Annotated in this window: 22 protein-coding genes; 8 read left to right on the forward strand and 14 right to left on the reverse strand. The window is 36.3% G+C overall.

Going from position 1 to position 22,425, the window contains the following annotated elements; genetic code table 11:
- Nucleotides 1-28 precede the first annotated feature (28 nt).
- Together gatA and pyrH are read right to left on the reverse strand one after the other, a co-directional pair.
- Complete coding sequence (gatA, locus tag CQA49_RS00195; RefSeq protein ID WP_115573952.1) at nt 29-1,384, reverse strand: Asp-tRNA(Asn)/Glu-tRNA(Gln) amidotransferase subunit GatA; 1,356 nt, start codon at nt 1,382-1,384, stop codon at nt 29-31.
- 60 nt (nt 1,385-1,444) lie between these two features.
- Nucleotides 1,445-2,155, reverse strand: a complete 711-nt coding sequence (gene pyrH / locus CQA49_RS00200; protein ID WP_115573953.1) for a UMP kinase — start codon at nt 2,153-2,155, stop codon at nt 1,445-1,447.
- 228 nt (nt 2,156-2,383) lie between these two features.
- On the opposite strand from pyrH, the gene CQA49_RS00205 reads away from it, so the two are divergent.
- Complete coding sequence (locus tag CQA49_RS00205) at nt 2,384-3,622, forward strand: ammonium transporter (RefSeq protein WP_115573954.1); 1,239 nt, start codon at nt 2,384-2,386, stop codon at nt 3,620-3,622.
- A gap of 117 nt (nt 3,623-3,739) precedes the next feature.
- Here CQA49_RS00205 and CQA49_RS00210 read toward each other — a convergent pair whose 3' ends face one another.
- The 9 genes from CQA49_RS00210 to CQA49_RS00245 form a co-directional block, all read right to left on the reverse strand.
- Nucleotides 3,740-3,934, reverse strand: coding sequence for a hypothetical protein (locus CQA49_RS00210; protein ID WP_115573955.1), 195 nt, complete (start codon nt 3,932-3,934; stop codon nt 3,740-3,742).
- Between the two features lie 37 nt (nt 3,935-3,971).
- Nucleotides 3,972-5,336, reverse strand: coding sequence for a 30S ribosomal protein S12 methylthiotransferase RimO (rimO, locus tag CQA49_RS00215; RefSeq protein ID WP_115574058.1), 1,365 nt, complete (start codon nt 5,334-5,336; stop codon nt 3,972-3,974).
- A 44-nt stretch (nt 5,337-5,380) separates the two neighbouring features.
- Entirely contained in the window at nt 5,381-6,205 is an 825-nt protein-coding gene (gene fabI, locus CQA49_RS00220; RefSeq protein ID WP_115573956.1) for an enoyl-ACP reductase FabI, read from the reverse strand.
- A 90-nt stretch (nt 6,206-6,295) separates the two neighbouring features.
- Entirely contained in the window at nt 6,296-7,378 is a 1,083-nt protein-coding gene (locus tag CQA49_RS00225) for an NAD(P)-dependent alcohol dehydrogenase (RefSeq protein ID WP_408938893.1), read from the reverse strand.
- 335 nt (nt 7,379-7,713) lie between these two features.
- On the reverse strand, nt 7,714-8,145 hold the full coding sequence (locus CQA49_RS10350) for a class I SAM-dependent methyltransferase (protein ID WP_309544502.1): 432 nt from the start codon (nt 8,143-8,145) through the stop codon (nt 7,714-7,716).
- 1 nt (nt 8,146) lies between these two features.
- Entirely contained in the window at nt 8,147-8,608 is a 462-nt protein-coding gene (locus CQA49_RS10355; RefSeq protein ID WP_258864124.1) for a class I SAM-dependent methyltransferase, read from the reverse strand.
- Nucleotides 8,609-8,618: 10 nt separating this feature from the next.
- Nucleotides 8,619-10,244 (reverse strand): aldolase catalytic domain-containing protein, encoded by a 1,626-nt coding sequence (locus tag CQA49_RS00235; RefSeq protein ID WP_181882563.1) that lies wholly within the window; start codon nt 10,242-10,244, stop codon nt 8,619-8,621.
- Nucleotides 10,228-10,896 carry a cytidylyltransferase domain-containing protein gene (locus CQA49_RS00240; RefSeq protein ID WP_220271715.1) on the reverse strand — a complete coding sequence of 223 codons (669 nt, stop codon included), beginning with the start codon at nt 10,894-10,896 and terminating at the stop codon, nt 10,228-10,230. The genes CQA49_RS00235 and CQA49_RS00240 overlap by 17 nt, the downstream gene beginning before the upstream one ends.
- On the reverse strand, nt 10,893-11,702 hold the full coding sequence (locus tag CQA49_RS00245; protein WP_115573960.1) for a cytidylyltransferase domain-containing protein: 810 nt from the start codon (nt 11,700-11,702) through the stop codon (nt 10,893-10,895). Before CQA49_RS00245 ends, CQA49_RS00240 begins: the two co-directional genes overlap by 4 nt.
- Nucleotides 11,703-11,893: 191 nt before the next feature.
- Here CQA49_RS00245 and CQA49_RS00250 point away from each other — a divergent pair, with 191 nt between their 5' ends.
- The 7 genes from CQA49_RS00250 to CQA49_RS00280 all read left to right on the forward strand — a co-directional run bounded on the left by CQA49_RS00250 (nt 11,894) and on the right by CQA49_RS00280 (nt 18,879).
- On the forward strand, nt 11,894-12,682 hold the full coding sequence (locus tag CQA49_RS00250) for a cytidylyltransferase domain-containing protein (protein WP_115573961.1): 789 nt from the start codon (nt 11,894-11,896) through the stop codon (nt 12,680-12,682).
- The gene (locus CQA49_RS00255) at nt 12,679-14,376 is read left to right on the forward strand and encodes an aldolase catalytic domain-containing protein (protein WP_115573962.1); all 1,698 of its coding nucleotides are present in this window, start codon (nt 12,679-12,681) and stop codon (nt 14,374-14,376) included. The genes CQA49_RS00250 and CQA49_RS00255 overlap by 4 nt, the downstream gene beginning before the upstream one ends.
- Entirely contained in the window at nt 14,373-15,659 is a 1,287-nt protein-coding gene (locus CQA49_RS00260) for an HAD-IA family hydrolase (protein WP_115573963.1), read from the forward strand. Before CQA49_RS00255 ends, CQA49_RS00260 begins: the two co-directional genes overlap by 4 nt.
- Nucleotides 15,660-15,673: 14 nt before the next feature.
- Nucleotides 15,674-16,447: a cytidylyltransferase domain-containing protein gene (locus CQA49_RS00265; RefSeq protein WP_115573964.1), complete on the forward strand. Its 774-nt coding sequence runs from the start codon at nt 15,674-15,676 to the stop codon at nt 16,445-16,447.
- Entirely contained in the window at nt 16,444-17,178 is a 735-nt protein-coding gene (locus tag CQA49_RS00270; protein WP_115573965.1) for a cytidylyltransferase domain-containing protein, read from the forward strand. Before CQA49_RS00265 ends, CQA49_RS00270 begins: the two co-directional genes overlap by 4 nt.
- On the forward strand, nt 17,175-17,927 hold the full coding sequence (locus tag CQA49_RS00275; RefSeq protein ID WP_115573966.1) for a 3-deoxy-manno-octulosonate cytidylyltransferase: 753 nt from the start codon (nt 17,175-17,177) through the stop codon (nt 17,925-17,927). The genes CQA49_RS00270 and CQA49_RS00275 overlap by 4 nt, the downstream gene beginning before the upstream one ends.
- Before the next feature lie 139 nt (nt 17,928-18,066).
- Nucleotides 18,067-18,879, forward strand: a complete 813-nt coding sequence (locus CQA49_RS00280) for a TylF/MycF/NovP-related O-methyltransferase (protein WP_115573967.1) — start codon at nt 18,067-18,069, stop codon at nt 18,877-18,879.
- A gap of 94 nt (nt 18,880-18,973) precedes the next feature.
- Here the strand turns inward: CQA49_RS00280 and CQA49_RS00285 are convergent, their stop codons facing one another.
- From CQA49_RS00285 to CQA49_RS00295, 3 genes are all read right to left on the reverse strand, one after another.
- A complete protein-coding gene (locus CQA49_RS00285; protein ID WP_115573968.1) occupies nt 18,974-20,419 on the reverse strand; it encodes a hypothetical protein in 1,446 nt (481 codons plus the stop codon).
- A gap of 82 nt (nt 20,420-20,501) precedes the next feature.
- Nucleotides 20,502-21,386 (reverse strand): hypothetical protein, encoded by an 885-nt coding sequence (locus tag CQA49_RS00290; protein WP_115573969.1) that lies wholly within the window; start codon nt 21,384-21,386, stop codon nt 20,502-20,504.
- Nucleotides 21,387-21,521: 135 nt separating this feature from the next.
- Nucleotides 21,522-22,406: a hypothetical protein gene (locus CQA49_RS00295; RefSeq protein ID WP_258864125.1), complete on the reverse strand. Its 885-nt coding sequence runs from the start codon at nt 22,404-22,406 to the stop codon at nt 21,522-21,524.
- Between the last annotated feature and the right edge of the window lie 19 nt (nt 22,407-22,425).

Consider the following 22,425-nt stretch of genomic DNA (forward strand, 5'->3'; position numbering starts at 1 on the left):
TTCCTCCTTTATTTTTGTAGATAAAGCCTTAAGAATTTCCTAACTCTTTTTCTAGCCCATATGCCGCATTTAGCACTTTTTGCTCTTCGCAAGAATTCCCGATAAACTGCACGCCAAAAGGCAGTCCCTGCAAGCCTTTGAGGCTAATTGATGGAATACAAATCGCAGGCAAACCAGCAAGATTCACACCAATTGTATAAATATCACTTAGATACATTTCAAGTGGCGATGCGCTTGCGCCAAACTTAGGCGCGAGATTTGGCGCGATGGGGGAGAGCAAAACATCGCATTGCATAAATAAATTATCATATTGCGCTTTTATCAATTCGCGCACCTTTTGGGCTTTGAGATAATACGCGTCATAATAGCCACTACTTAGCACAAAATTCCCAAGCATGATTCTGCGCTTCACCTCATCGCCAAAGCCTTGCGTGCGCGTTTTTATGTAGAGTTCTTTGAGATTTGAGCTTTGCGCGCGATTGCCATAGCGCACACCATCAAAGCGCGCGAGATTTGAGCTGGCTTCCGCGGTGCAGAGGATATAATAAGCTGAAATGTGATAGCTCACATCAAGCATTTCTACTTCTACAAGGCTATGTCCCATGGATTCTAGGATTTTCGCGCATTCGTGGTAGTTTTGCGCGACTTCTTTGCTTGCAGATTCTAAGAATCCTTGCGGGATTCCAATTTTGTAGCGCACATTGCTGTCTAAATTGTCAAAAGTGCTTGTTGGTGGGAGTTTCAAAGAAGTAGAATCTTTTGCGTCATGCCCGCTAATAGCATCAAGCAATAAGCTTGCATCCTCGACATTTTGCGTGATTGGTCCGATTTGATCCAAACTTGAGCTATAGGCTACAAGTCCATATCTACTCACGCGCCCATAAGTTGGCTTCAATCCCACACAGCCACAATATCCCGCTGGCTGGCGGATAGAGCCACCTGTATCACTACCTAAAGACGCGATGGCTAAGCCCCCAGCCACCGCCGCAGCGCTTCCACCGCTTGAGCCACCGGGCACGCGTGAAGTATCGCGCGGATTTTTGGTGCGTCCATACGCGCTAGATTCTGTCGTGCTTCCCATGGCAAATTCGTCCATATTCGCGCGCCCAAAGCCACACATGCCGTTTTTATGGAGATTCTCAATCACACTTGCATTGTATGGTGCGACATAGCCTTTTAAGATATTCGAGCCACAGGTAATTTCCCAGCCTTTGACATTAATATTATCTTTGATTAAAATCGGCACGCCAGATTCACTTGAGCTTTCAAGCGCGCCGATGTAGGCGTTTAGCTCGATATTTTCTTGTGCTTTTTTGATGATTTCAGATTTTATCTCTTTGAGTTGTTCCTCTTTGAGACTTAATGCTTGTTTTAAAGTTATCATACAAACCTCTTAAAGTGAAAATTTCGCGCGCATTATAATGCCTTTTGGCTTAGTGGCATATTATTTCACTATAGAATACACGCCCTTATTTTTGGTGAGAATCTCAAGCAGATTCCCGCTTTTAAACATATTGCAAATCAAAATTGGTAGTTTATTTTCCTTCGCAAGTGCGATGGCAGTGTCATCCATCACTTTAATATGATCGCGCAATGCTTCATCATAGCTCACAATATCAAGCATTTTTGCATCGCTAAATTTCTTTGGATCCTTATCATACACGCCATCTACCTTTGTAGCCTTGATGATGACGCCAGCACCTATTTCTACTGCGCGCAAAGTCGCCGCGCTATCGGTGGTAAAGAATGGATTCCCAGTCCCAGCGGCAAAAATCACCACGCGCCCTTTTTCCAAATGCCTAATCGCGCGCCTGTGGATATAGCTTTCACACACTTCTCTAATCTCAATCGCGCTTTGCACCCTCACATCAATCCCTAAATGCTCTAGCGCCTCTTGCATCGCCACAGCGTTAATAACCGTCGCAAGCATCCCCATATAATCCCCGCTTGTGCGGCGTATAAGCCCACCTTGCGCGGCGCTCACGCCTCGTATGATATTGCCCCCGCCGATGACTAGCCCGATTTCTAAGCCAGATTCTCTAAGCATTTTGATTTCTCTTGCGATGTATTCCAAAACGCCAATATCAATGCCAAAACCGCTCTCCCCGCTCAATGCCTCGCCTGAAAATTTGATTAAAACGCGCTTGTAGTTCATAGAATCTCCTTAAAAGTTTAGATTTGCAGTTTGGGTTTGTGTGAAAAATTACATGCAATGGTATCTAAGGCTTACTAATATTCTTATTAAAGAGTTGTTTAAAGTTTTTCGTATTACAATGCGCGCGGGATTTTTGAAAGCTTAATTTTAGCTTAATGATACCCACGCTTTTAGGCAAAGATTCTCTAAGATTTTAAGAATCTTTGCACTCAAAACAAGGAATGCCCTATGAATGCTATCAATACGACTTTTATTATGCTGTGTAGCTTGCTTGTGTTATTGATGACGCCAGCGCTTGCGATGTTTTATTCTGGTATGGTGAAAAGCAAAAATGTGCTAAACACTATAATGAATGGCTTTATCGTCTTTGGCGTGATTACTTTGCAGTGGATTTTTATTGGCTTTAGCCTGTCTTTTAGCGAGGATAGCGGGGCTGGGATTATTGGGGGCTTTGCGAACTTCGCGCTCAATGGAATTACAGGCTATAATAATTCTGGTGTGCCAAATATTTTGTATGTTATTTTTCAGATGATGTTTGCGCTTATCGCCTCAGCCATTATCACAGGCTCGCTTGTTGGGCGCATTAAGCTTGGTGTGCTGGTGGTGTTTTTGCTCTTTTGGAGCACTTTAGTATATGATGTGCTTGCGCATATGATTTGGAGTAGTGAAGGATTCTTGCTTTCACGCGGAGGGCTAGATTTTGCCGGTGGGGGCGTGGTGCATATTAGCTCGGGTGTAGCGGGGCTTATTGGTGCGCTTATGGTGGGCGCGAGAAAAGAGGCAGTTTCGCACATGCAAGGTGGCGCGTCCTCTGTGCCTTATGCGTTTTTGGGCGCGATTTTGCTCTTCATCGGCTGGCTAGGATTTAACGCCGGAAGTGCAGGCGAAGTCAATGATATCGCCGTAAATGCCTTTGTTGTGACGATCATTTCTGCAGCAAGCGGATTTTTAATCTGGGTGCTTTTAGAGTGGAGCATACACAAGCGCCCCACACTTTTAGGAAGCCTAAGCGGGCTTGTGAGCGGGCTTGTAGGCATTACGCCAGCATGCGGGTATGTGGGGATTTTTTCCGCGATTATTATTGGTGGATTATGCGCGCTGTTTTGCTACATGGGGCTAAGCTTTATCAAATACAAGCTTAAGTGGGACGATTCGCTTGATGCGTTTTCACTGCATGGCATTGGCGGTGTGTGGGGCGGTATCGCCACAGGGCTTTTTGCAAGCGCGGAAGTTAATCCAGCCGCAGCGGGTGAGGGCACTTTGGGCGAAGGGCTATTTATTAGCGGGAATATGCATTTATTCCTTGAGCAACTCCTTGGCGTGGTGATTTGCATTGGTTTATCAGCGGTGGTAAGCTTTGTGATTTTTAAGATTATCTCGCTTTTTACGGATTTGCGCGTGAAGGAAGAAATCGAGGATCAAGGGCTAGATAGCGCATTGCATGGGGAAAATGCGTATAATCTATAAAAAATGTATCGCTTTGTCGAGTAAAACTTGCCAAAGCTCCGCTACGCTTCCAACTGCGCGGGAATAAATCCCGCTTTGTTTTTAGCTTCGCGCACATACTCTACCTTTTCTAATTGTTTAGATTTGCAGATTCTGTAACGCGGTTTGGCGATTTTTAGAATCTTTATGGATTGCTCCGCTACCTATTCCTTTGGATGTATCACTTGTGCGAACAAAGTCCGCACAAGCTCCGCTTCGCGCACATATACAACCATTTTTAATTGATAAGATTTCAAGATTCTTTAACGCTATTTTGGCACTTTGCAAATCCATAGCAATGGTTAAAGCTTTTAGAATCCCATTAAAAACCTTACAGGCGCTCTAGCAATTTTCCAAAAACAAAATTATCTTTTACCTGCGTGATTTGGCAAAGATACGCGCCAGAAGCAAGATTTTGGTTAGAATCTAACAAAGACACGTCATTTAAATCCGTATCATTAATAAGAATCTCCCCATCAATCTCACGCGCCCAAAGCCTAGAACGCGCGCTGTAAAAATACGGGCTAATCTCAGATTTCCCCTCAACAATCACTTCGATATTTTTACCTAGCATTGCGTGAAAATGTGCTTTTTGCTGTTTTGCTAAAATCTTATTTAAGCACTTGATACGCGCGCTTGTAAGCTTTTTCTCCACTTGTGGAAGAGCAAAACTCTGCGTATTTTCCTGCGGGGAATATTCAAAAATATTCACCCTATCAAAGTTAAACTCCTCCACAAACGCACACAACTCTTCAAACTCCGCCTCGCCTTCGCCCGGGTGTCCTAGAATAAAGCTCGTGCGCACAAAGGAATTTGGAATTTCGCGCATTTGTTTGAGAAGCTTTAAATGATAAGCTTTATTCGCGCCGCGATTCATAATTTTTAGCATAGAATCCGCAATATGCTGCAGTGGCATATCAAAATAAGGCAAAAATGTAGATGAGCGCGCGATAGATTCTATCAACGCGGGCGTGGTGGTACTAGGATAGAGATACAAAATGCGCGCAGTGATTGGAAGATTTAGCTTATCAATTGCTTCAATTAGCGCGATAAGTCCATCCTTTTGCCCCCTATCGCGCAAAAATGAGCTAGAATCTTGCGCAATAAAACTAAAGTCCCTAAAGCCCCTGTTATAAAGACTTTCAAGCTCTTTTATCACAGAATCTAGCGTGCGCGAAAAGAGCTTCCCCTTAAAATGCGGTATCGCGCAGAAACTGCATTGCTGATTGCAACCCTCACTCAATTTGATATACGCATGAAAGGTGGAATTAACAATGACGCGCTCACTCCCCTCATCTGCCAAAAAAACCTTTTTGGAATGCAAGCCTCTTTTTTGCTCAAGCATCACATCGATTTTGTCATAATCCCCAACGCCAGTGATTATATCAATCTCTGGAATCTGCGCTTTTAGCTCATCATAATAGCGCTCGCTCAAGCACCCGCTCACCACAAGCATTGCGTCATTTTTGCGCTTATTTGAGGCTTCAAAAATTGTCGCGATACTCTCTTGCTTTGCAGATTCTATAAATCCGCAAGTATTGATAATGATGACATCGGCACTCTCCACATCTTGCGTGATTTCATATTCTTTCAAGCGCCCAAGCATCACTTCAGAATCTACAAGATTTTTCGTGCAACCAAGCGAGATAATATGAAGTTTTTTTGCGTCCGTTTTTCCCTCCGCCTTTAGCTCCATTTTAGATTCTGTGGTGCATTGCATAGATTCCAAAATTTGCGCCTTTATTTTGTAAGCAATTCCCAACGAGGCACAAGCTTGCCCTCAACCTCATCAGTAGCGCACATTCCCATAATATTATACCCGCCATCTACATAGTGAATCTCCCCTGTCACGCCGCTTGAAAGCTCGCTTAAGAGATACATCGCAGAATTTCCAACCTGTGTAATGCTGACATTTTCGCGCAATGGCGCATTTGCCTCATTCCACTTTAGCATAATGTTAAAATCGCTAATCCCGCTTGCTGCAAGCGTTTTGATAGGTCCAGCAGAGATGGCATTGACGCGGATATTTTTCTTACCCAAATCATAGGCAAGATAGCGCACGCTAGATTCTAGCGCAGCCTTCGCCACGCCCATAATGTTGTAGTTTGTCACATATTTGACACTGCCTAAATAAGTAAGTGTGAGAATCGATGCGCCCGGATTAAGCAAAGGTGCGAGCTCACGCGCAAGCTCGATGAGAGAATACACGGAGATTTCCATCGCCACATTAAAGGCTTCTTTTGTAGTGTCTAAAAAATTGCCTTCCAGCGCCTCTTTGTTTGCAAACGCCACAGAATGCACGATGAAATCAAGATTCCCAAAATCTTTTTTGATGCTTTCAAAAAGCGCCTTAAAATGCTCTGGCTTAGACACATCTAACTCATACACAAAATTTTTAGAATCTAGCTCCTCGGCAATTGGACGCACGCGCTTTTCCAGCGTTTCATTAAGGAATGTAAAAGCAAGCTCCGCACCCTGCTCTTTGCACGCTTTGGCGATTCCATACGCGATTGATCGATTATTAGCCACGCCTACGATGAGACCTTTTTTACCCTTCATAACCATTTGTTTGCTCCTTATTTTTTATAGAATCCGCTTTTTTCAAGGCGAAATTATAAAAAAGCTTGGCTTAAAAGAAGCAAACTAAGGCGAAGTTTATGCGAAAGATTTTTTCATATCAATCACATAGCGGAATTTTGCCTTTCCCGTAGTGAGATTCTCATACGCTTCATCGATTTTATCAGCAGTGATGATTTCAGTTTCAGGGTAGATTTTGTGTTTGAGTGAAAAATCTAGCATTTCTTGCGTCTCCTTCATACCGCCTATAAGCGAGCCATAGACTTTTTTGCCCGCTTTGAAAATGAAAGTATCAGTATTAAGCGTTGGCATAGAATCTTGTGGTGGGCGTCCCACAATCGCAAGCTCCCCGCCGTATTTCAAAAGCTCAACATATTGCGCCAAATCATATTTTGTCGGAATTGTTGAAATAATCAAATCAAAGCGCTCTTTGACCTCGTTTGGATCAGTCGTTGTGTAGAGCTTTTTAGCACCCATCGCAAGGGCTTCTTTTTCTTTTTTGTTGTTTCTTGCAAATACGCTTACTTCCGCACCCATTTGCACTGCGTATTTTACCGCCATTGAGCCAAGCCCGCCAAAGCCCGCAACTGCGACTTTGCTACCTTTTTTCACCTTGCTAAATTTAAGCGGGGAATAAGTCGTAATGCCCGCGCAAAGCAAAGGCGCGACTTTATCAAGTGGTGCGTCTTTTGGCACGGTTACAGCAAATTTTTCGCTCACAACGATATTGCTTGAGTACCCACCGCGCGTGATTTCATCATTATGGAAGAAATCTTTGCTGTTATAGGTGAAGACGGTTTTTTTGTTGTCACAAAATTGCTCATGTCCGCTTTTGCACGCCTCGCATTCTCCGCAGGAATTTACCATACAGCCCACGCCTGCGTAATCACCGACTTTGAATTTTTTCACATTTTTGCCCACGGCTATCACGCGCCCTGCGATCTCATGTCCGGGCACTAGCGGATAGGTGGTGCCTTCCCACTCGTCTTTGACATAGTGAATATCGCTGTGGCAGATCCCAGAAAACAGAATCTCTATGACGATGTCATTTGCGCCCATTGGGTGGCGAGAGAAGGTCATGGATTTGAATTTTGACTTGCTAGATTCTACGCCAAAGCCTTTGGCGGGGATTCTCTCTCCATTGCTAATGGCATTTTTTATAAGATCTTGTTCATTACGCCCTTGCGTGCTTTGCGCATTTTGTGCGCCTTGTGCGCTTAGAGGTGAGAGGATCGCGCTCCCAGCTAAGGCTAATGCGCCAAATCTCCCTGCAGTTTTCACAAACTCTCTTCTGTCTTTGTTTGTCATGTTTTGTCCTTTGTTTTAAGATTGAAAAATGAAATTATAAAAGATGACACTTGGTGTCTGTCAAGGGGTTTTGTGAAAATTTATGAGGAAAATTGAGGAAAGCTTATTTTTGTTGGGGAAAATATTTGGAAATAGAATTATGAGATTCTGTAAAATCAAGTGGAGTTTTAGAATCTCATTGCGAGATTCTAGGCTTTACTAAATTGCGCAATAAGTGTGTCTGTCGCACCTAAACTTGCTAAGGTGTTTTCATAAGCTTGCTGCAAAATAGGATTGTCTAAAAAATTTCCCCAAACTTTTTGCCCGGCAGGCTTACCAAAAGAAAGCCAATAGAGTGTATTTGAGAGTGGGTAACGCTGGATTCCCTTTACAAAATCAACATGCAAACCTGCTTTTTGAGCGAGCATAGTCAAAGTAGCAGGAGTAAAATAATATAAATGGGCGCTCCAGTAAATAAATTCAGAATATGCTTTATTTTTAAAGAGAGTGAGCAATGCATCACTACCAGTCGGTACTTCAACTATTATCTTAGATTGACTATCTCTCATTCTTTCTTTTAATTGTTTTAAAATATTAATAGGGTCTTTTAGGTGCTCTAAAACATGAAAAGCAGTTATAATATCATATACCCCCCCCCCCTAGATCAGCTATACTCCTTGCTAATCGGATATCATTTTCTTTGTAAATAGTTTCCACTTGCTCTTCTATTTCTACACCCACGACTGACTTTGCAAATTCTTTTGCCATAATTAAAAACTCTGCTCTGCCACTACCAAAGTCAAGCAAATCCTTACCAATAATTGTATTTTGCACAAATTCCAAACGCCTTTTGATTTGACTTTCTCTATCTTTTGAGAGTATTCTTATTGCTTGTTGAGTATCAGTTCCGTAATCTCTTTGGGCAAATTTAAAAAAATCTGCATCATTCATTTTGTTATGCTTATAAAACTCTTCATCTGCTTCGTTAGTATTCAAAAATACCAAACCGCAATTGCTGCACTCCAAAATTTTTATATTTGGATTATCTCTAACTTTTCCATCTCTTTGAAAATTCTCAACAGAATCGCACAAATAACAATTCATTGTTTCCTCCCTATTTTTGAAATTGAGATTCTGTGATAAACTCTATAGGAAAATCACTATTTCTCGTTCTTATATAATCCTCAAACATAGACTTGATTTCCTGATTTAATTGCAAAACTTTTGTTGAGCTAACTTGCACTTCCAATTCTTCGTCAAAGTAATTTTCTGTCAAACTATAACCATCAAACCCAGCTAAACCTATAGAGTTAATCGGAAACATATCAAGTAATCTTAACAATAAAATGACAGAATTGTCAAGATTGTTCCAACCCTGCTTTATAACCCTATTAATATCAATAATAAAATTATTAGGCTTTGTATCTTCCTGCTTAATGTTGGAAAGGAGAATTTTTGGATATTTTTGAAATTCCAAATCATTCTCCCAGTATTCATAACGCTTAATATTACTCATATAGACAAAATCAGATTTGAATTTTTTGTCTATAAAATTAACACTAATTACTAGCGAATTGGCTTTTTCACAATAGGATAAAACCTTGCTACTCTGTTTGAATAAAGATTTTCCGGGGATCAGTATTACAATATCTTTAAATTTAAGATATGCTTCTAATTTTTCAATATCATCCTGCATACAATACTTTGTTGTCATATATTCAAGATATAAATTTTCAAGTAAATTATAGTCATAACGTTTGCGCTTTTGAGCGTCAAGCATACTAAGAATATTCATTAAATCTTTGGAAGATATATTACTTTTTTCCAAAAGATATAAAATATTATTTGTGTGCGCGTGATATGCACCAGTAATAAAATAAGGGATCGCATATCCCCAATCACACTTAGAACGTAGGCCACTTATATAAATATCAATAGAATCCAAAATAGCTTCCATCTGATAGCTATATGCAAGTTTGGCATTCATATAGAGAGCTATAAGTTCTGTTGGTGTATTCCCAGCTCCTCTTCCCATACCATTTAGTGTTGTATCTATTACAACTTCTCTTTCCAATTGGGCTATTTTTAAAAAATATTGTGCCAAAGCGCTAGACATTTGTAGATTATTGTGCGAGTGAAACCCCATTTTACATTGTTTGTAGAGATTATGATTGACTAAGGTAAAGATTCTCTGCAAATCTTCTAGATACATTGAGCCGAAAGTATCCACGATAGAAAATAAATATGGTTTTATTTCATTTGAGAGTAAGATTACTTCCAATAATTCTTGATCACTATACCCTAACACATCCACAGGCTGAATACAAACTCTATATCCCTTATCAACAATATCTTTTGCGATTCTTAATGCCTCATAACGCTCATGTTTAAAAAAGCAGAGCCTGATAATTTCTATACTTTGATGATCTTGATATTTTTCTAGATTTTCAAAATTATATCTACTGAAATCAGCCATAAGCGCAAATTTTGAGTATTTTCTATGCTGTGGAATGTATTTATTTGCATCACTCGGTGTTCGAAAAACAACCACTCCTTCACCAAAACCATCATTTTGCAAAAAGCCAATTTCTATAATATCAATTTTTGCTTCGACAAGAGATTTTATAACTCCCCTTATTGTTTTATCTCCAAAAGTTTTATTAACTAGATACGCACCATCACGCAATGTACAATCTAGTAATTGTGCTTGTTTTACTCCTCCCTTACCAAAATTGCTCATTTTTAATAAACCTCCTGTATAAAATATCCGCAACTTCAAAATCTTCATGGTAATCTATATCTATAGTTTCCAATAAGCTACCCTCATGAATATACGGATTTTCACTTGTCCTCCCATGATATTTTTTAAAAACATCTTTTGTGAATACATAAGGAGAAGATAATTCATAAAATATTGGTTGCATATCTTGCGTTCTAGGTGCTTTATCTAGTGTAAAATTTAAAGGCGCATTTTTATACCATACAAATTTCTGCATTTTACCGCCAGCAAAAGCAGAGTCAAAATTCCCAAGTTTTACAGTATTGATGCATTCTTGATATGTTTTAAGTTTTACAAAAGGAGAGGTAGCGCATGCTAAAATATAGATATCAGAATCTATCGCATCGCTAAATGCTTGGATTAAGTCAGCAGCCAAGGTTTCCTTTGTGTCAAGATTTGTTGGTCTTTGCAAAAATTTTATGCCATCCAATATATAAGGTTTAATGGCTTCATCACTACAAAATATATAAATATCATCTACTTCTTTACACTTTAAAAGAGTTTTTTGCACAAAATGTATCAAAGGCGTACCATCAAAAAAACACTTTATATTTTTATTAGGAAAACGCTCATTATTAAGCTTAATTGGGATAAATGCTACAACTTTCATCATGCCACCCCCAACAGAGAGTGTGGTATAGCAGGCGTATAAAGTCCCAAATGATATGTAAAAGCTAACGAAGGTGAATTTTTTAGATTTAAAAAACATCTATTTACCCCCCCCCTTTTTTTACATAACGCTAATTGTCGAGTTCCGATATGATATTTTTTATACAAAAACTCCGCAATTTCAAAATCTAATTCATTATCGATATCTATACTTTCGACTAATGGAATTATCTCAAAATAAGGCTTGTATCCAACCACATCGCATTTTCTTATAGTTAAATCCCTAGAAATAATATAAAGCGCACTATTTAACACTAAAATATCTGGTAGATCCTGGCTTCTTGGCTTATGTTTTGGATCATAATTAAGAGGTTTTTGATTCAAATACAAAAATTCCTTGCATAAATGGGCGGTAGCAAGGCTATCATAGGAGCCAATATTTTTTTTATAAGTTTTAAGGCAAGTGATAATTGTAGAATCAGTGATCATGGGGCTTGTTGCGTTAGAAAGAATCATGGTATCACTATTAATATTTTGAGCCAAATTCACCACAACTTCATTAATAGAAACTTCGCTTGTCGCAAAATATTCATCTCGCTTAACTACATTTACTCCAAGTTTTACGGCAATTTCTAACATTTCATCAGAGTTGGAATTTACTACAATTTCATCGATAAAACCTAGTGACTTAATTCTTTTCATTTGCAAAATTTTTACTTCCAGAAGACTGCTATTAGCAAAAGAGCGTAAATTTTTATTTTTTACTCGTTGAGAGCCAGAGCGAACAGGTATCACTGCTGTAAATTTCATAGTGTTATCCTTGTATTATTTATGAAAATATGCATTTTCATAAATAATACTTACGCGTATTATGGGGCTTTGCAAAAAATTAATTATCATAAACTCACTTTTAAAAATTTTCTGCTACAATACACGCCTTATATAGTTAAGAAATCTATTTATGAAAATGCATATTTTCATAAATAGCAAGGATAAAATTTATGGAAACAACTGCTGTGATTGTCGCCAGAAAAGGCTCGGTAAGGATAAAATCAAAATCTTTACTTACGCTTAATGGACAAAGTCTCATTGAACGCAAAATCACTCAATTGCAAAACTGCAAACATATCGATCGTATTGTATTTGGTTCAGATTGCGAGATTATGCTTCAAAAAGCCAAGAATTGTGGCGCTGAAGTTGTAGAACGCCCAGAGTACTACTGTGATGAAAAGAAGGCAAGTGCAAATGAAATGATAGCTAATATGCTAGAGCTTATTAACACAGATGTTGTGGTATGGGCGCACTGTACAAATCCGCTTATAAGTCCAAACACCTATGACAAGGCCTTGCAGATATTTTTTGAGAATCTACAAAACGGAAGTCATGATAGCCTACTTTCTGTAGTAGAGCTTAGAGAGCACTTATGGAATAGCGATAAATGCACTGCGCTCAATTACAATCCCTATGCACTAAGACACACACCTGCCAAAGAATTAACTCCATTTTTTATGCAAGATGGTGGAATTTTTATCCAGCCTTATACACAAATGAAGCAAAATAGTTACTTTTTTGGCAAGCGTCCATATTTATTTGAGATTCCAAAAGATGAGTTTTTAGATATCAATGATATGCGAGATTATCTTCTTGCAAAAGCTCTTGTAGAATCCTATAAGGGGGGGGGGTATAAAAGACTCCACACTCAAACTAGCCGCTTAAATCCTTACTGTAAAATATATTCCACTTTCACACACTCTTTTTCTTCTTCACTCTCAACAAAGCATGCTGCATGAGTAATATCAAAATCTTAGATTGCACTTTGCGCGATGGTGGATATATCAATAATTGGGAATTTAAAGATTCTCATATTATAAAGATTCTCAATGCCTTAAGTCTTGCAAAGATTGACATTATCGAATGTGGTTATCTAAGTAATAAAACTATAAAAACGCGTGATTGCACGCTTTTTCAAAATTTACAATTACTTGGAAAGTTTTCAAAGAATATTCCCCTAGATTCCAAAAAAGTTGCAATGATAAATTTGGGTGATTTTGATACAAGCTCCCTCCCTAAGAGAGATAAATCTATAATTGATGGCATAAGGTTGGCATTTCACAAAGAACATTTACAAAATGCACTCACTCAGGCACAAATTCTAAAAAATCTCGACTATGAGGTTTTCTTTCAACCTATGATCACTAAACGTTATAGTGATTTAGAGTTTTTACATATGATTGAGGAAGTTAATAAATTGGGTATATACGCTTTTTATCTTGTTGATAGTTTTGGATCAATGAGCCTAAAAGAATTTATGCGCTACTTTATTCTTGCTGATAGCAATCTTAATAAAAATATCGCGTTAGGCTATCACTCGCACAATAATATGCAGCTCGCCTTTTCAAATGCAATTTTTCTCTGCTCACAAAATCTCAAAAGGGAAATTATTATAGATTCTAGCATTTATGGTATCGGTCGTGGTGCTGGAAATCTTAATACTGAGCTAATTGCAGATTTTTGCAATAAAGAGCTAGAAGCACATTATGATATAATGCCTCTTTTAGAGATTATTGATACTCTTTTACAATCCCTTATGTCAAAGCATTCATGGGGATTTTCTCCATCTCAATATCTCTCTGCTTCACTTAATTTACACCCAAATTACGCAAGCTACCTCACAAGAAAAAATGCAAATAATGTCACGACCTTAAAGCGGATTCTAGAAAAAATCCCAGAATCTAAAAAATCAAGCTTCGATAAAAATCTAATACAAAAACTATACGCGGATTTTTTGCTAGAATGCGCTACTCCAATTAAAAAAGAATTCTCTCTCCCAAAAGATAAAAAGATTTTGCTTATAGCACCGGGCAAGAGCACTAGTGAATACAAAGATCTTATAAATCAAAAAATACAAAGCAATAAATATCATGTAATAGCACTTAATCATATTTCAAAATTCCCTTGTAATTATTATTTTTTCAGCAATCAAAAGCGCTATGATGAGTTTAGCACTTCTTTACAACCACATAAAACACTAATTACAAACAATCTTAAAGCACATATTCCTAGCAATGAGTTGGGTGGTATTTTAGATTTTGCAAAACTTGCATTTATAGGAGATGAGTTTTTCTCAAATGTGAGTGTAATAATGCTAAATTTCTTAATTTCACAAGGTTTTGAAAGTGTAGAATTTGCTGGACTTGATGGATATAAGCTTGTGGAGGAAAATTATAGCTATGATGAATATGATGTGCAAATAACACTCGAAAACATACAAGAACAAAATACATTAATAGAAAATGCGCTACGCCTTCTAAAGCCAAAAATTAATATTTCTTTTATTACACCAAGTATTTTTGAAAAAAATACATTTAAATGTGCACTTGAGAATAAAATCTTAATAGGGGGGGGGGGGGTAATATGTAATTGTAATATTTTAAATAAAAAATTACCTCTTGCACACTTCTTAGGCAAAAGGAGTGTAGCGTGAAATTTAGCGCTGTTGTTCCTTTCAAGACAAGCTCAAATATGAAAGAAAACTTTTTGCTTTTAAATAATAAACCATTGTTTTTGTATATATTTGAGACTTTGCTTGCTACGCCTATGATTGATGAGGTAATTTGTTATTGTGAAAATGAACTAGTAAGGGATTTTTTACCAAAAAATGTGCGTTTCTTAAAGCGTGAAAAATACTTAGATTCAGAATCTATAAAGCCTTATGAGATTCTCAAAGATTTAAGCACAAAGCTTGAGACGCAGTATTTTGTGTTATGCGCCATAACAAGTCCTTTTATCAAAAGTCTTTCTATTGTTAAGGGTATAGAAGCAATTTTAGAGGGTAAGTTTGATTGTGCTTTTTCAGTACAAAAAGTTAAGCGCTATGCGTGGTTTTTAGATAAACCTATTAACTATTCTTTAGCAGAAAAAAATGCCACAAAGAATCTTACTCCTCTTTACATAGAAACAAAAGGTTTTTATATTTTTGAGCGTGCCTTGGCGTTGCAATATGGCAGGGATATAGGTTTTAATCCTTGTAAAATTGAAGTAAGCGATATTGAAGCTATTAATATAAAGGAGGAAAATGATTTAGAACTAGCCCAAATAGTTAGCAAGTTTATAAACACACAAACGCACACGCCCTATTTTCTACTCTCAAAACTTTGCAAACATATTATTTTAGATATGGATGGGGTTTTGATAGATTCTGAATATCTTATGTCTAAGGCATGGGAAAATTCTGGCGGAAGTGAGTTTGCGCCATTTAGTGAGTATAAAAAACTTGTCGGCTTGCCATTTGATGATATTTGCTTAAAACTTGGTGTTCCAATGCTTGAAATTAAATCACTCAAAAAGAGCTACTTTAATTTTTCGCAACAGCATGTAAATGAGGTAAGGCTTTTCCCAAATGTTAAAGAAACACTTGAATTTTTTGTCCAAAAAGGTGTGAAAATTAGCATAGTAACCTCAAAAAACTATGAAGCAGCACAAAATATTTTGCAGTATTTTGAGCTAAAGGTTGATCTTCTTGTAGCACCTAATTTAAAGTTATATGAGGGGCGCAATAAGCCTTTCGGCGATCCACTTTTATATGCTTGTTTTAAAAATGGTGTAAAGCCTGAAGAAAGTGTATACGTAGGAGATATGTTGAGCGATTATCAAGCAGCAAAAGAAGCACAAATTGATTTTATTTTGGCAAGTTATGGTTATGGGAGTTTGGAAATAAGCGCTAATAAAATTAAAGATTTTTCACAGCTTAAGCTTATGTTTTTATAAATTAAGGAGAAAAAATGAAAATATCCGTATTTTTACCATGTAGAAAAGGCTCACAAAGAGTTATTAATAAAAATACACGCCCTTTTGGAAATTTTAAATTTGGACTTTTGCAAATAAAACTACAGCAACTTCTAAGCGCTGCAAATATAGACAGAATCTATTTAAGCTCAGATGATGAAGTGATTTTAGATTTTGCAAAAAAATTAAAGAATGAAAAAATAGTTATCCATAAAAGAAATGAGTTTTTAAGCTCGAATTCTGCAAGTGCTGATATGCTCGTTAATCATGCACTTGATCTTATACAAGAAGGTGTCATCTTATGGACACATGTTACCTCTCCATTCTTTACACAAAAAGAATATGAAAATGCTATTACACTTTACAAAGAAAATCTCCCTAAATTTGATTCTCTAATGAGTGTCACGGCATTAAAAGGATTCTTTTGGGATAAAAATGGAGCAATAAACTATGATAGAAGCCTAATGAGATGGCCACCTACACAAGATACAAATATTTTATATGAAATAAATAGTGCGTGTTTTATTGCTGGGGTTGATATCTATAAAAACGGAGATAGAATCGGACAAAACCCCTATCTTTACGCTATAGATAAGATTAAAGGTGTAGATATAGATTACGAGGAGGATTTTTTCATGGCACAAAGTTTATTTAAAAGCAATCCTTTGCTAATAGGGGGGGGGGGCAGATATAATTTAAGACAGAGCGTATATTTTTTATCGCATATCGATACATTTTATGCTAGCCTCCCTGCAAGGAGCGTAGCATGATAATCAAAGCTTTGATCCCTGTGCGTTCTGGAAGCGAAAGGGTAAAAAATAAAAATATCAAACCTTTCGCGGGAAGCTCATTACTTGAAATCAAAATAAAACAACTTAAACGCATAAATGAAATTGATAGTATAGTAGTCAATTCAAACTGCGATGAAATGCTAGCAATGGCTAAAAATTTAGGTGTAGAAACCATAAAAAGAGATGAATATTTTGCTCTTTCTTTAACACCAAATGAAGAAATTTATGCAAATTATGCAAAAAATATTGATTGCGATGTAGTACTTTTTGCTGATGTTACAAATCCTTTGCTTGGTGACGAAAGCATAAAAAAGGCTCTGCAAACCTATAAAGATTTAGACTCAAAATATGATTCTTTAGTTAGCGTTAATGCAGTGCGATTATTTATGTGGCAAAATGGAATCCCACTCAATTATGATGAATCTAAAAAACCAAGAAGTCAAGATTTACCAGAAATTTTTGCCCTAAATTATGCTGTGCATATTTTCCCGCACGAGATTTTAAAAAGCGGCAGGATAGTAGGGCAAAAGCCATTCTTATTTGAACTAAGTAAATTTGAAGCTCTAGACATTGATGAACCACTTGATTTTGAGATTGCAGAGTTTCTCTATAAGAAATATTGCTTAGCAAGGGGGGGGGTAAGTAATAAACTCCTTTTTATTATTTTCTTTAAAACAAATACCACACTTCAAACAAGAGGTGCGGCATGAGAGTACTTGGCGTAATCCCAGCTAGATTTAAATCAAGCAGATTCCCCGGCAAACCTTTGGTAAAAATTTTAGGTGTAGAAATGATAAAACGCACCTATATGCAAGCAAAAAATGCAAAAACTCTCAATAAGCTTGTAATTGCTACTGACGATAAGCGTATTTTTGATTTTTGCAAACAGGAGAATTTAGAAGTTGTAATAACTTCAGAATCTCATCTCACAGGCACAGATAGAATCGCTGAAGTTGCACATAAAATCCATGCAGATTTTTATGTAAATATACAAGGTGATGAGCCAATTATCGATCCTAAAAGTATAGATGAAATCGTAAATTTTGCGCTAGATTCTCATAAAAAAGGCAAAAAATACGAAGTTTTTAATCTCTATAAAAATATAAGCCCGAAGGAAGCGCAACGAAATAGTATAGTAAAAGTTGTGATTAATGAAAATAATGAGCTTATTTTTATGTCTCGTTTTCCTATACCTTTTAGCAAAAGCAATGAAAATCCAAATTACAAAAAACAAGTGGCAGTTTATGTTTTTAGTGCTTATGCCCTAAAGCTCTTTGAGCAAAGCTTTAAAATGCATGGAAAAGGCGTCAATGAGCGTTTTGAAGATATAGAAATTTTACGCTTTATTGATATGGGAGAAAAAGTAAAAATGCTTGAGTGTTTTTATGATTCTATATCCGTTGATGAGCCTTGTGATGTGGAGTTGGTAAAAAAGTGGCTTGTCGGTAATAAAAAATAATCTTTAAATTTTGATTTATTCTTAAATAAAATAATGTATAATCAGAGTTCAAAATACTTTAAGGAGTTCAATATGACGAAAGTTGTTATTTTTGGTAGTGAAAGCACTGGCATGGCATTAGCTCAAAAAACACTAGAAAATGCTTACGAGGGGGGGGGGTATAGAAATACTTTGTTGTGTAGATAATAATCCTAAACGCTGGGAGCAATCTATCCAAATCCCCACAAGTAAAGGTATAAAAACACTAGAAATTAAGAATCCAGAAATTCTAAAAACTACTTATTTCGACAAGATTCTCATCGCCTCCCTTAGCGGATATGAAGCAATTCCAAAACAATTAGAATCAGACTTTAAAATTCCTAAAGAAAAAATTGATACCTCTTACTGCATGCTTTGCGTAGAGGCTCGACTTACTTTTTTGGAATATTTTTCAAAAATCGTAAAAAATTTAAATCTAGGCGGGGCAGTGGCAGAACTTGGTGTGTTTCAAGGAGATTTTGCAAAAAAGATTAATGGGTTTTTTCCAAATAAAAAGCTTTATTTGTTTGATACTTTTGAAGGTTTTGATGCAAGAGATTTACACAATGAAGCACAAAGCGTGCAAACTCTAGGTTCTCATTTAACAAATACTTCTATTGATCTTGTTTTAAACAAAATGCCTATTCCAGAAATGGTTGCAGTCAAACAGGGATGGTTTCCAGAAAGCGCCAAAGGTATGGAAAAAGAGATTTTTTGTTTTGTGAATATTGATACGGATTTATATGATTCCATTTTAAGTGGATTAGAATTTTTCTATCCAAAAATGTGTAAAGGTGGCGTCATATTAATACATGATTATTTTTCATTAGGATATATCGGTGTCAAAAAAGCCGTTGATATTTTTGCAAACAAAAATAATTTATACATTTTACCGATAGGAGATGGCATAAGCGTAGCGATTATGAAAGTTTGAGCAACTTTCGCGCTATGCGCTTGAGTTTGTTACATACTCTTATGTGAATAATGGTAGCGCACAAAGGGGGTAAAAAATCTTAATTTCCAAAGAATTATGCTTTTAATCTTTGAGTCAAGCTCACACTAAGATTTTTTTGCTTACATAAGTCATTTCTAAAATCAGTAGAAATATAATATTCAATTGATTCAATAATATTGTAAATTTTATGTGGAGATTCATCCCATATTGCATGTTGTTTGATAAATTTACGCAAATCATCAATCTGCGCGCTATTGTCAAACTCATGCGGATCAGAATTCAGTCTTGCTATATCCTCTTTAAGCTTTTTAAAATTCTTTACATAAATAATATTTTTTGCACCTTGCAACATGATATTTTGTCCGCCAAATACTATACAAGGACGATTCGCAAAAGTAGATTCAAAATGAACGGTGCCGTTAATAGTGGCTACCGCAAAGGCATTGTCTATAAGCTCTTTTGAAGACATTTCCAAAGATGCAAACTCAACGTTCGGCAACTTTTGTAATTCTTTATAGAAACTAATATCTTTGAAATAGGTAAAATTATAAAGATAATAAAACATTCTAGGTTGATTAAGCATAAATTGTAATGGATGCTCTTTTATTATCAACTTACATCCTTCAGGTAAAGCTTTTGAAAGCATTTGTATAACAGTGAGCTGATTTTGCAATGGCACACAAACATTGGTATTTCCTTCTGGTTCAAAATGAATAGCATAAAAAATATATTTTTGTTTCAGATTGGGCTTATGGGAAATCTTTTTGTAGTAACGCTTCATTTTCTTAAGGCGCAAAAAATAATAAAAATGCGCCCAAAATCTCCCAGCTTTCTTAAATCTTATACATTTAGATACATATGAGACAAAATCTAAAAGCAATGGACCACCTAGTTTAAAAAGTAGCTTTATAAACATATTGATATATTTAGAATGTGCAAGATAAAATGGCGGTATCCACCCTAAATCAAATTTAAAATAAAAGTTTTGTTCCAACTCTTCATCATTAATATATCCATGCATAAAACGCAAATATACATTTGTATTAAAACAAAATAACGAAGGAGCAAAAAATAATCTTGGTGGAGATGTAAAAACAGGAATATCCCTCCTTTGCGCTACTTCCATGCATAATTCACAAAGCTGTTTATGCTCAACACCATTGACAAATACAAAATCTATCTTGTGTGTATCAAAAATATGATTCCACCAAAATAATGCATTAAAATATTGATTGCTTAAAACCATATTATCAAGTGTTTCTCTATGGTAGCTAAAATCAATCTTGCGTTGAGCGTCTCTAAACTCATCAATAATCTCAAAATCTAAATATGTAATACCCTCAAGTTTTTCAAACCCAAAACGCCAAGTGATATGCAAAATTTTTGTTTCGTCATATTTTGCTCTAAATGTTTTAATATCCTGTTCGCTTTCTACGACAAGAACAATAATTCTATAGCCTTTTTCAAAAAAACCATCAATATTTTGACATTGCCTATTTACTACAACAACATTTTTCATAGGCTTTCCTTACGGAATCTATAAAATTTTGTATAAAAATAAAGTAGTAGAAAATAAATTTGCAGTAAATAGAAGTATAAGATTAAATCTCTATTGCCCCCCCCCCAAGGACTTTTGCTAGACTAACACGCGGGAACGCGTCAATATATGAAACTGAAGCACAATTTACAATTCTATTAGTAAATAGATCATTTATTATACGATAGGATCTAAAAACCTCAGAATCTGCATAAAGAGAATCTGCAATATTTGTACGCTCAAGTTCATAGCTTGTATCTTTCTCTTTGTAAAAATGTTTATATTCCATTCTAAGAGTATTATTGCAATCTACTTCGTATCCCTTAAATGCACTTTGCTCACAACCTAAAAGATAAATTTTTTTATATCCTAATCGCAACGCACAAATAATTGATGGAATTAACACACAAGAATGCGAAGGCACAGCAAATGCACGAGAAAAAAGAAATTTTTGAAGCCATCGAAAACCTTCAAATTTAAAAACACCATAAGTCTGCAATGTAATATTTGGATTACAAATTTTGAGCTTATCTTTCCAAATAGAAGGTATAAAAAGAGTTAGCGTATGATTTGTATGTTTCAAAGTATCTAGTGTTTTTTCAAAAATCTCTTTTTGAGATGCAAAAGTTCTATCTGAAGTAACTTGATAAGCATTCCCGACAAAATATGCAGAATCCATAAGTACATAATATTTGGGCTTCAGTGTTTCAAAAATTGGTTGCAATATTGAATTATTAAGCATTAGCACATCTTTTTGCGCTAAAAATTCTTCAAAGCCCTTTATATCTTGCTGTAAGCTTGGAGCATTTGCTATGATAAAAAGCTCATCATTTTGTGTGTCTTTAGAAGATTTGATATTTGGCAGGGCATGAAGATTCCAAAGTAGGGTCTTTATAAAAGCAAGTGTCTCGATAGAGTTAAAAGAAAATTTTTTAAATCCAATTCCCATTAGGCAGTCCTTAAATGAGAATCGCGAGAACAATATAAAGATGAATTGAGAGTTCTCGAAACTTTAAAAGTATTTCTCTTCGGTAATTGAAAAAATATGCTATGCAGCGCTCTAAAAAAGACTACATTAAAGTCTCTATTTGCCCCCCCCCCCAAGGACTTTTTCTAAACTAATACGCGGGAACGCGTCAATCATAGATTCTGAAGTGCAATTTGTTATACCAAAAGACATTTTTCCTAACTCCTCGTAGGCTCTAAAAGCCTGAGTGATATTTTTAAACACAAAAGCTACAGTATAATTACTAAATACTTTTTCAGGCACTCCACCATCATAGTAGTGTGCATCATAAGTATAAAGATGATTCTGAGAATCCACTGAAAGCTGCTTATGCCAATCACTATTTGCGCCCAATAAATAAATTTCCTTATATCCCAAAACTACTCCACAAGAAAGTGCTGCTATAAGCACATTTATGCCGCTAGGGATAGCAAAATTATGTCTATAGAAAAATTTTTGCAAGGATTTAAAACTATATAATTCAAGCGCATTGAAAGTACAAATCTTTATAAAATTATTCTCTACTTCTATACATCTTCCATTTATACGCTTTTTATAGTGTATATGTGATACAAATAGATACATTTCCCAATCCACTTTTACAAATGCTTCATTTAATGCATCTACACGACTTTTAAAATCAATCCCAGCCTTTTCATCATAAATCCCCATATAAAAAGGATCCATCAGTACATAATATTTTGGCTTAATTTGAAAAGCTAATGGACTAGTAAGTGCTTGATTCACCATTATCACATCTTCGCGCGAAAGAGAATCCTCAAGTCCAGCAATATCCACATTGACGCTGGGACCATTCCCAATAACAAAAAGCCTCTTTTTATCTGATGGCGCAACTTGCTTAATAGTAGGAAATAAAGTGCCAAATCTAAGCGCATTCACACACCACCATGCAAGATTCGCGAAATTTATACAAGAGCTTTTAATCTTTTGCTTGTAAGTCAATGTTTCCCCTAAAAACTTA

It is taken from the genome of Helicobacter sp. MIT 00-7814, from assembly GCF_003364115.1.
Taxonomy (GTDB): domain Bacteria; phylum Campylobacterota; class Campylobacteria; order Campylobacterales; family Helicobacteraceae; genus Helicobacter_F.

Excerpts from the sequence above, each read along its gene's own strand:
- gatA (WP_115573952.1), bottom strand. The coding sequence starts at position 1,384 with ATGATAACTTTAAAACAAGCATTAAGTCTCAAAGAGGAACAACTCAAA.
- pyrH (WP_115573953.1), bottom strand. The coding sequence starts at position 2,155 with ATGAACTACAAGCGCGTTTTAATCAAATTTTCAGGCGAGGCATTGAGC.
- CQA49_RS00205 (WP_115573954.1), top strand. The coding sequence starts at position 2,384 with ATGAATGCTATCAATACGACTTTTATTATGCTGTGTAGCTTGCTTGTG.
- CQA49_RS00210 (WP_115573955.1), bottom strand. The coding sequence starts at position 3,934 with ATGGATTTGCAAAGTGCCAAAATAGCGTTAAAGAATCTTGAAATCTTA.
- rimO (WP_115574058.1), bottom strand. The coding sequence starts at position 5,336 with ATGGAGCTAAAGGCGGAGGGAAAAACGGACGCAAAAAAACTTCATATT.
- fabI (WP_115573956.1), bottom strand. The coding sequence starts at position 6,205 with ATGGTTATGAAGGGTAAAAAAGGTCTCATCGTAGGCGTGGCTAATAAT.
- CQA49_RS10355 (WP_258864124.1), bottom strand. The coding sequence starts at position 8,608 with ATGAATTGTTATTTGTGCGATTCTGTTGAGAATTTTCAAAGAGATGGA.
- CQA49_RS00235 (WP_181882563.1), bottom strand. The coding sequence starts at position 10,244 with ATGAGCAATTTTGGTAAGGGAGGAGTAAAACAAGCACAATTACTAGAT.
- CQA49_RS00240 (WP_220271715.1), bottom strand. The coding sequence starts at position 10,896 with ATGATGAAAGTTGTAGCATTTATCCCAATTAAGCTTAATAATGAGCGT.
- CQA49_RS00245 (WP_115573960.1), bottom strand. The coding sequence starts at position 11,702 with ATGAAATTTACAGCAGTGATACCTGTTCGCTCTGGCTCTCAACGAGTA.
- CQA49_RS00250 (WP_115573961.1), top strand. The coding sequence starts at position 11,894 with ATGGAAACAACTGCTGTGATTGTCGCCAGAAAAGGCTCGGTAAGGATA.
- CQA49_RS00255 (WP_115573962.1), top strand. The coding sequence starts at position 12,679 with ATGAGTAATATCAAAATCTTAGATTGCACTTTGCGCGATGGTGGATAT.
- CQA49_RS00265 (WP_115573964.1), top strand. The coding sequence starts at position 15,674 with ATGAAAATATCCGTATTTTTACCATGTAGAAAAGGCTCACAAAGAGTT.
- CQA49_RS00270 (WP_115573965.1), top strand. The coding sequence starts at position 16,444 with ATGATAATCAAAGCTTTGATCCCTGTGCGTTCTGGAAGCGAAAGGGTA.
- CQA49_RS00275 (WP_115573966.1), top strand. The coding sequence starts at position 17,175 with ATGAGAGTACTTGGCGTAATCCCAGCTAGATTTAAATCAAGCAGATTC.
- CQA49_RS00280 (WP_115573967.1), top strand. The coding sequence starts at position 18,067 with ATGCTTACGAGGGGGGGGGGTATAGAAATACTTTGTTGTGTAGATAAT.
- CQA49_RS00285 (WP_115573968.1), bottom strand. The coding sequence starts at position 20,419 with ATGAAAAATGTTGTTGTAGTAAATAGGCAATGTCAAAATATTGATGGT.
- CQA49_RS00290 (WP_115573969.1), bottom strand. The coding sequence starts at position 21,386 with ATGGGAATTGGATTTAAAAAATTTTCTTTTAACTCTATCGAGACACTT.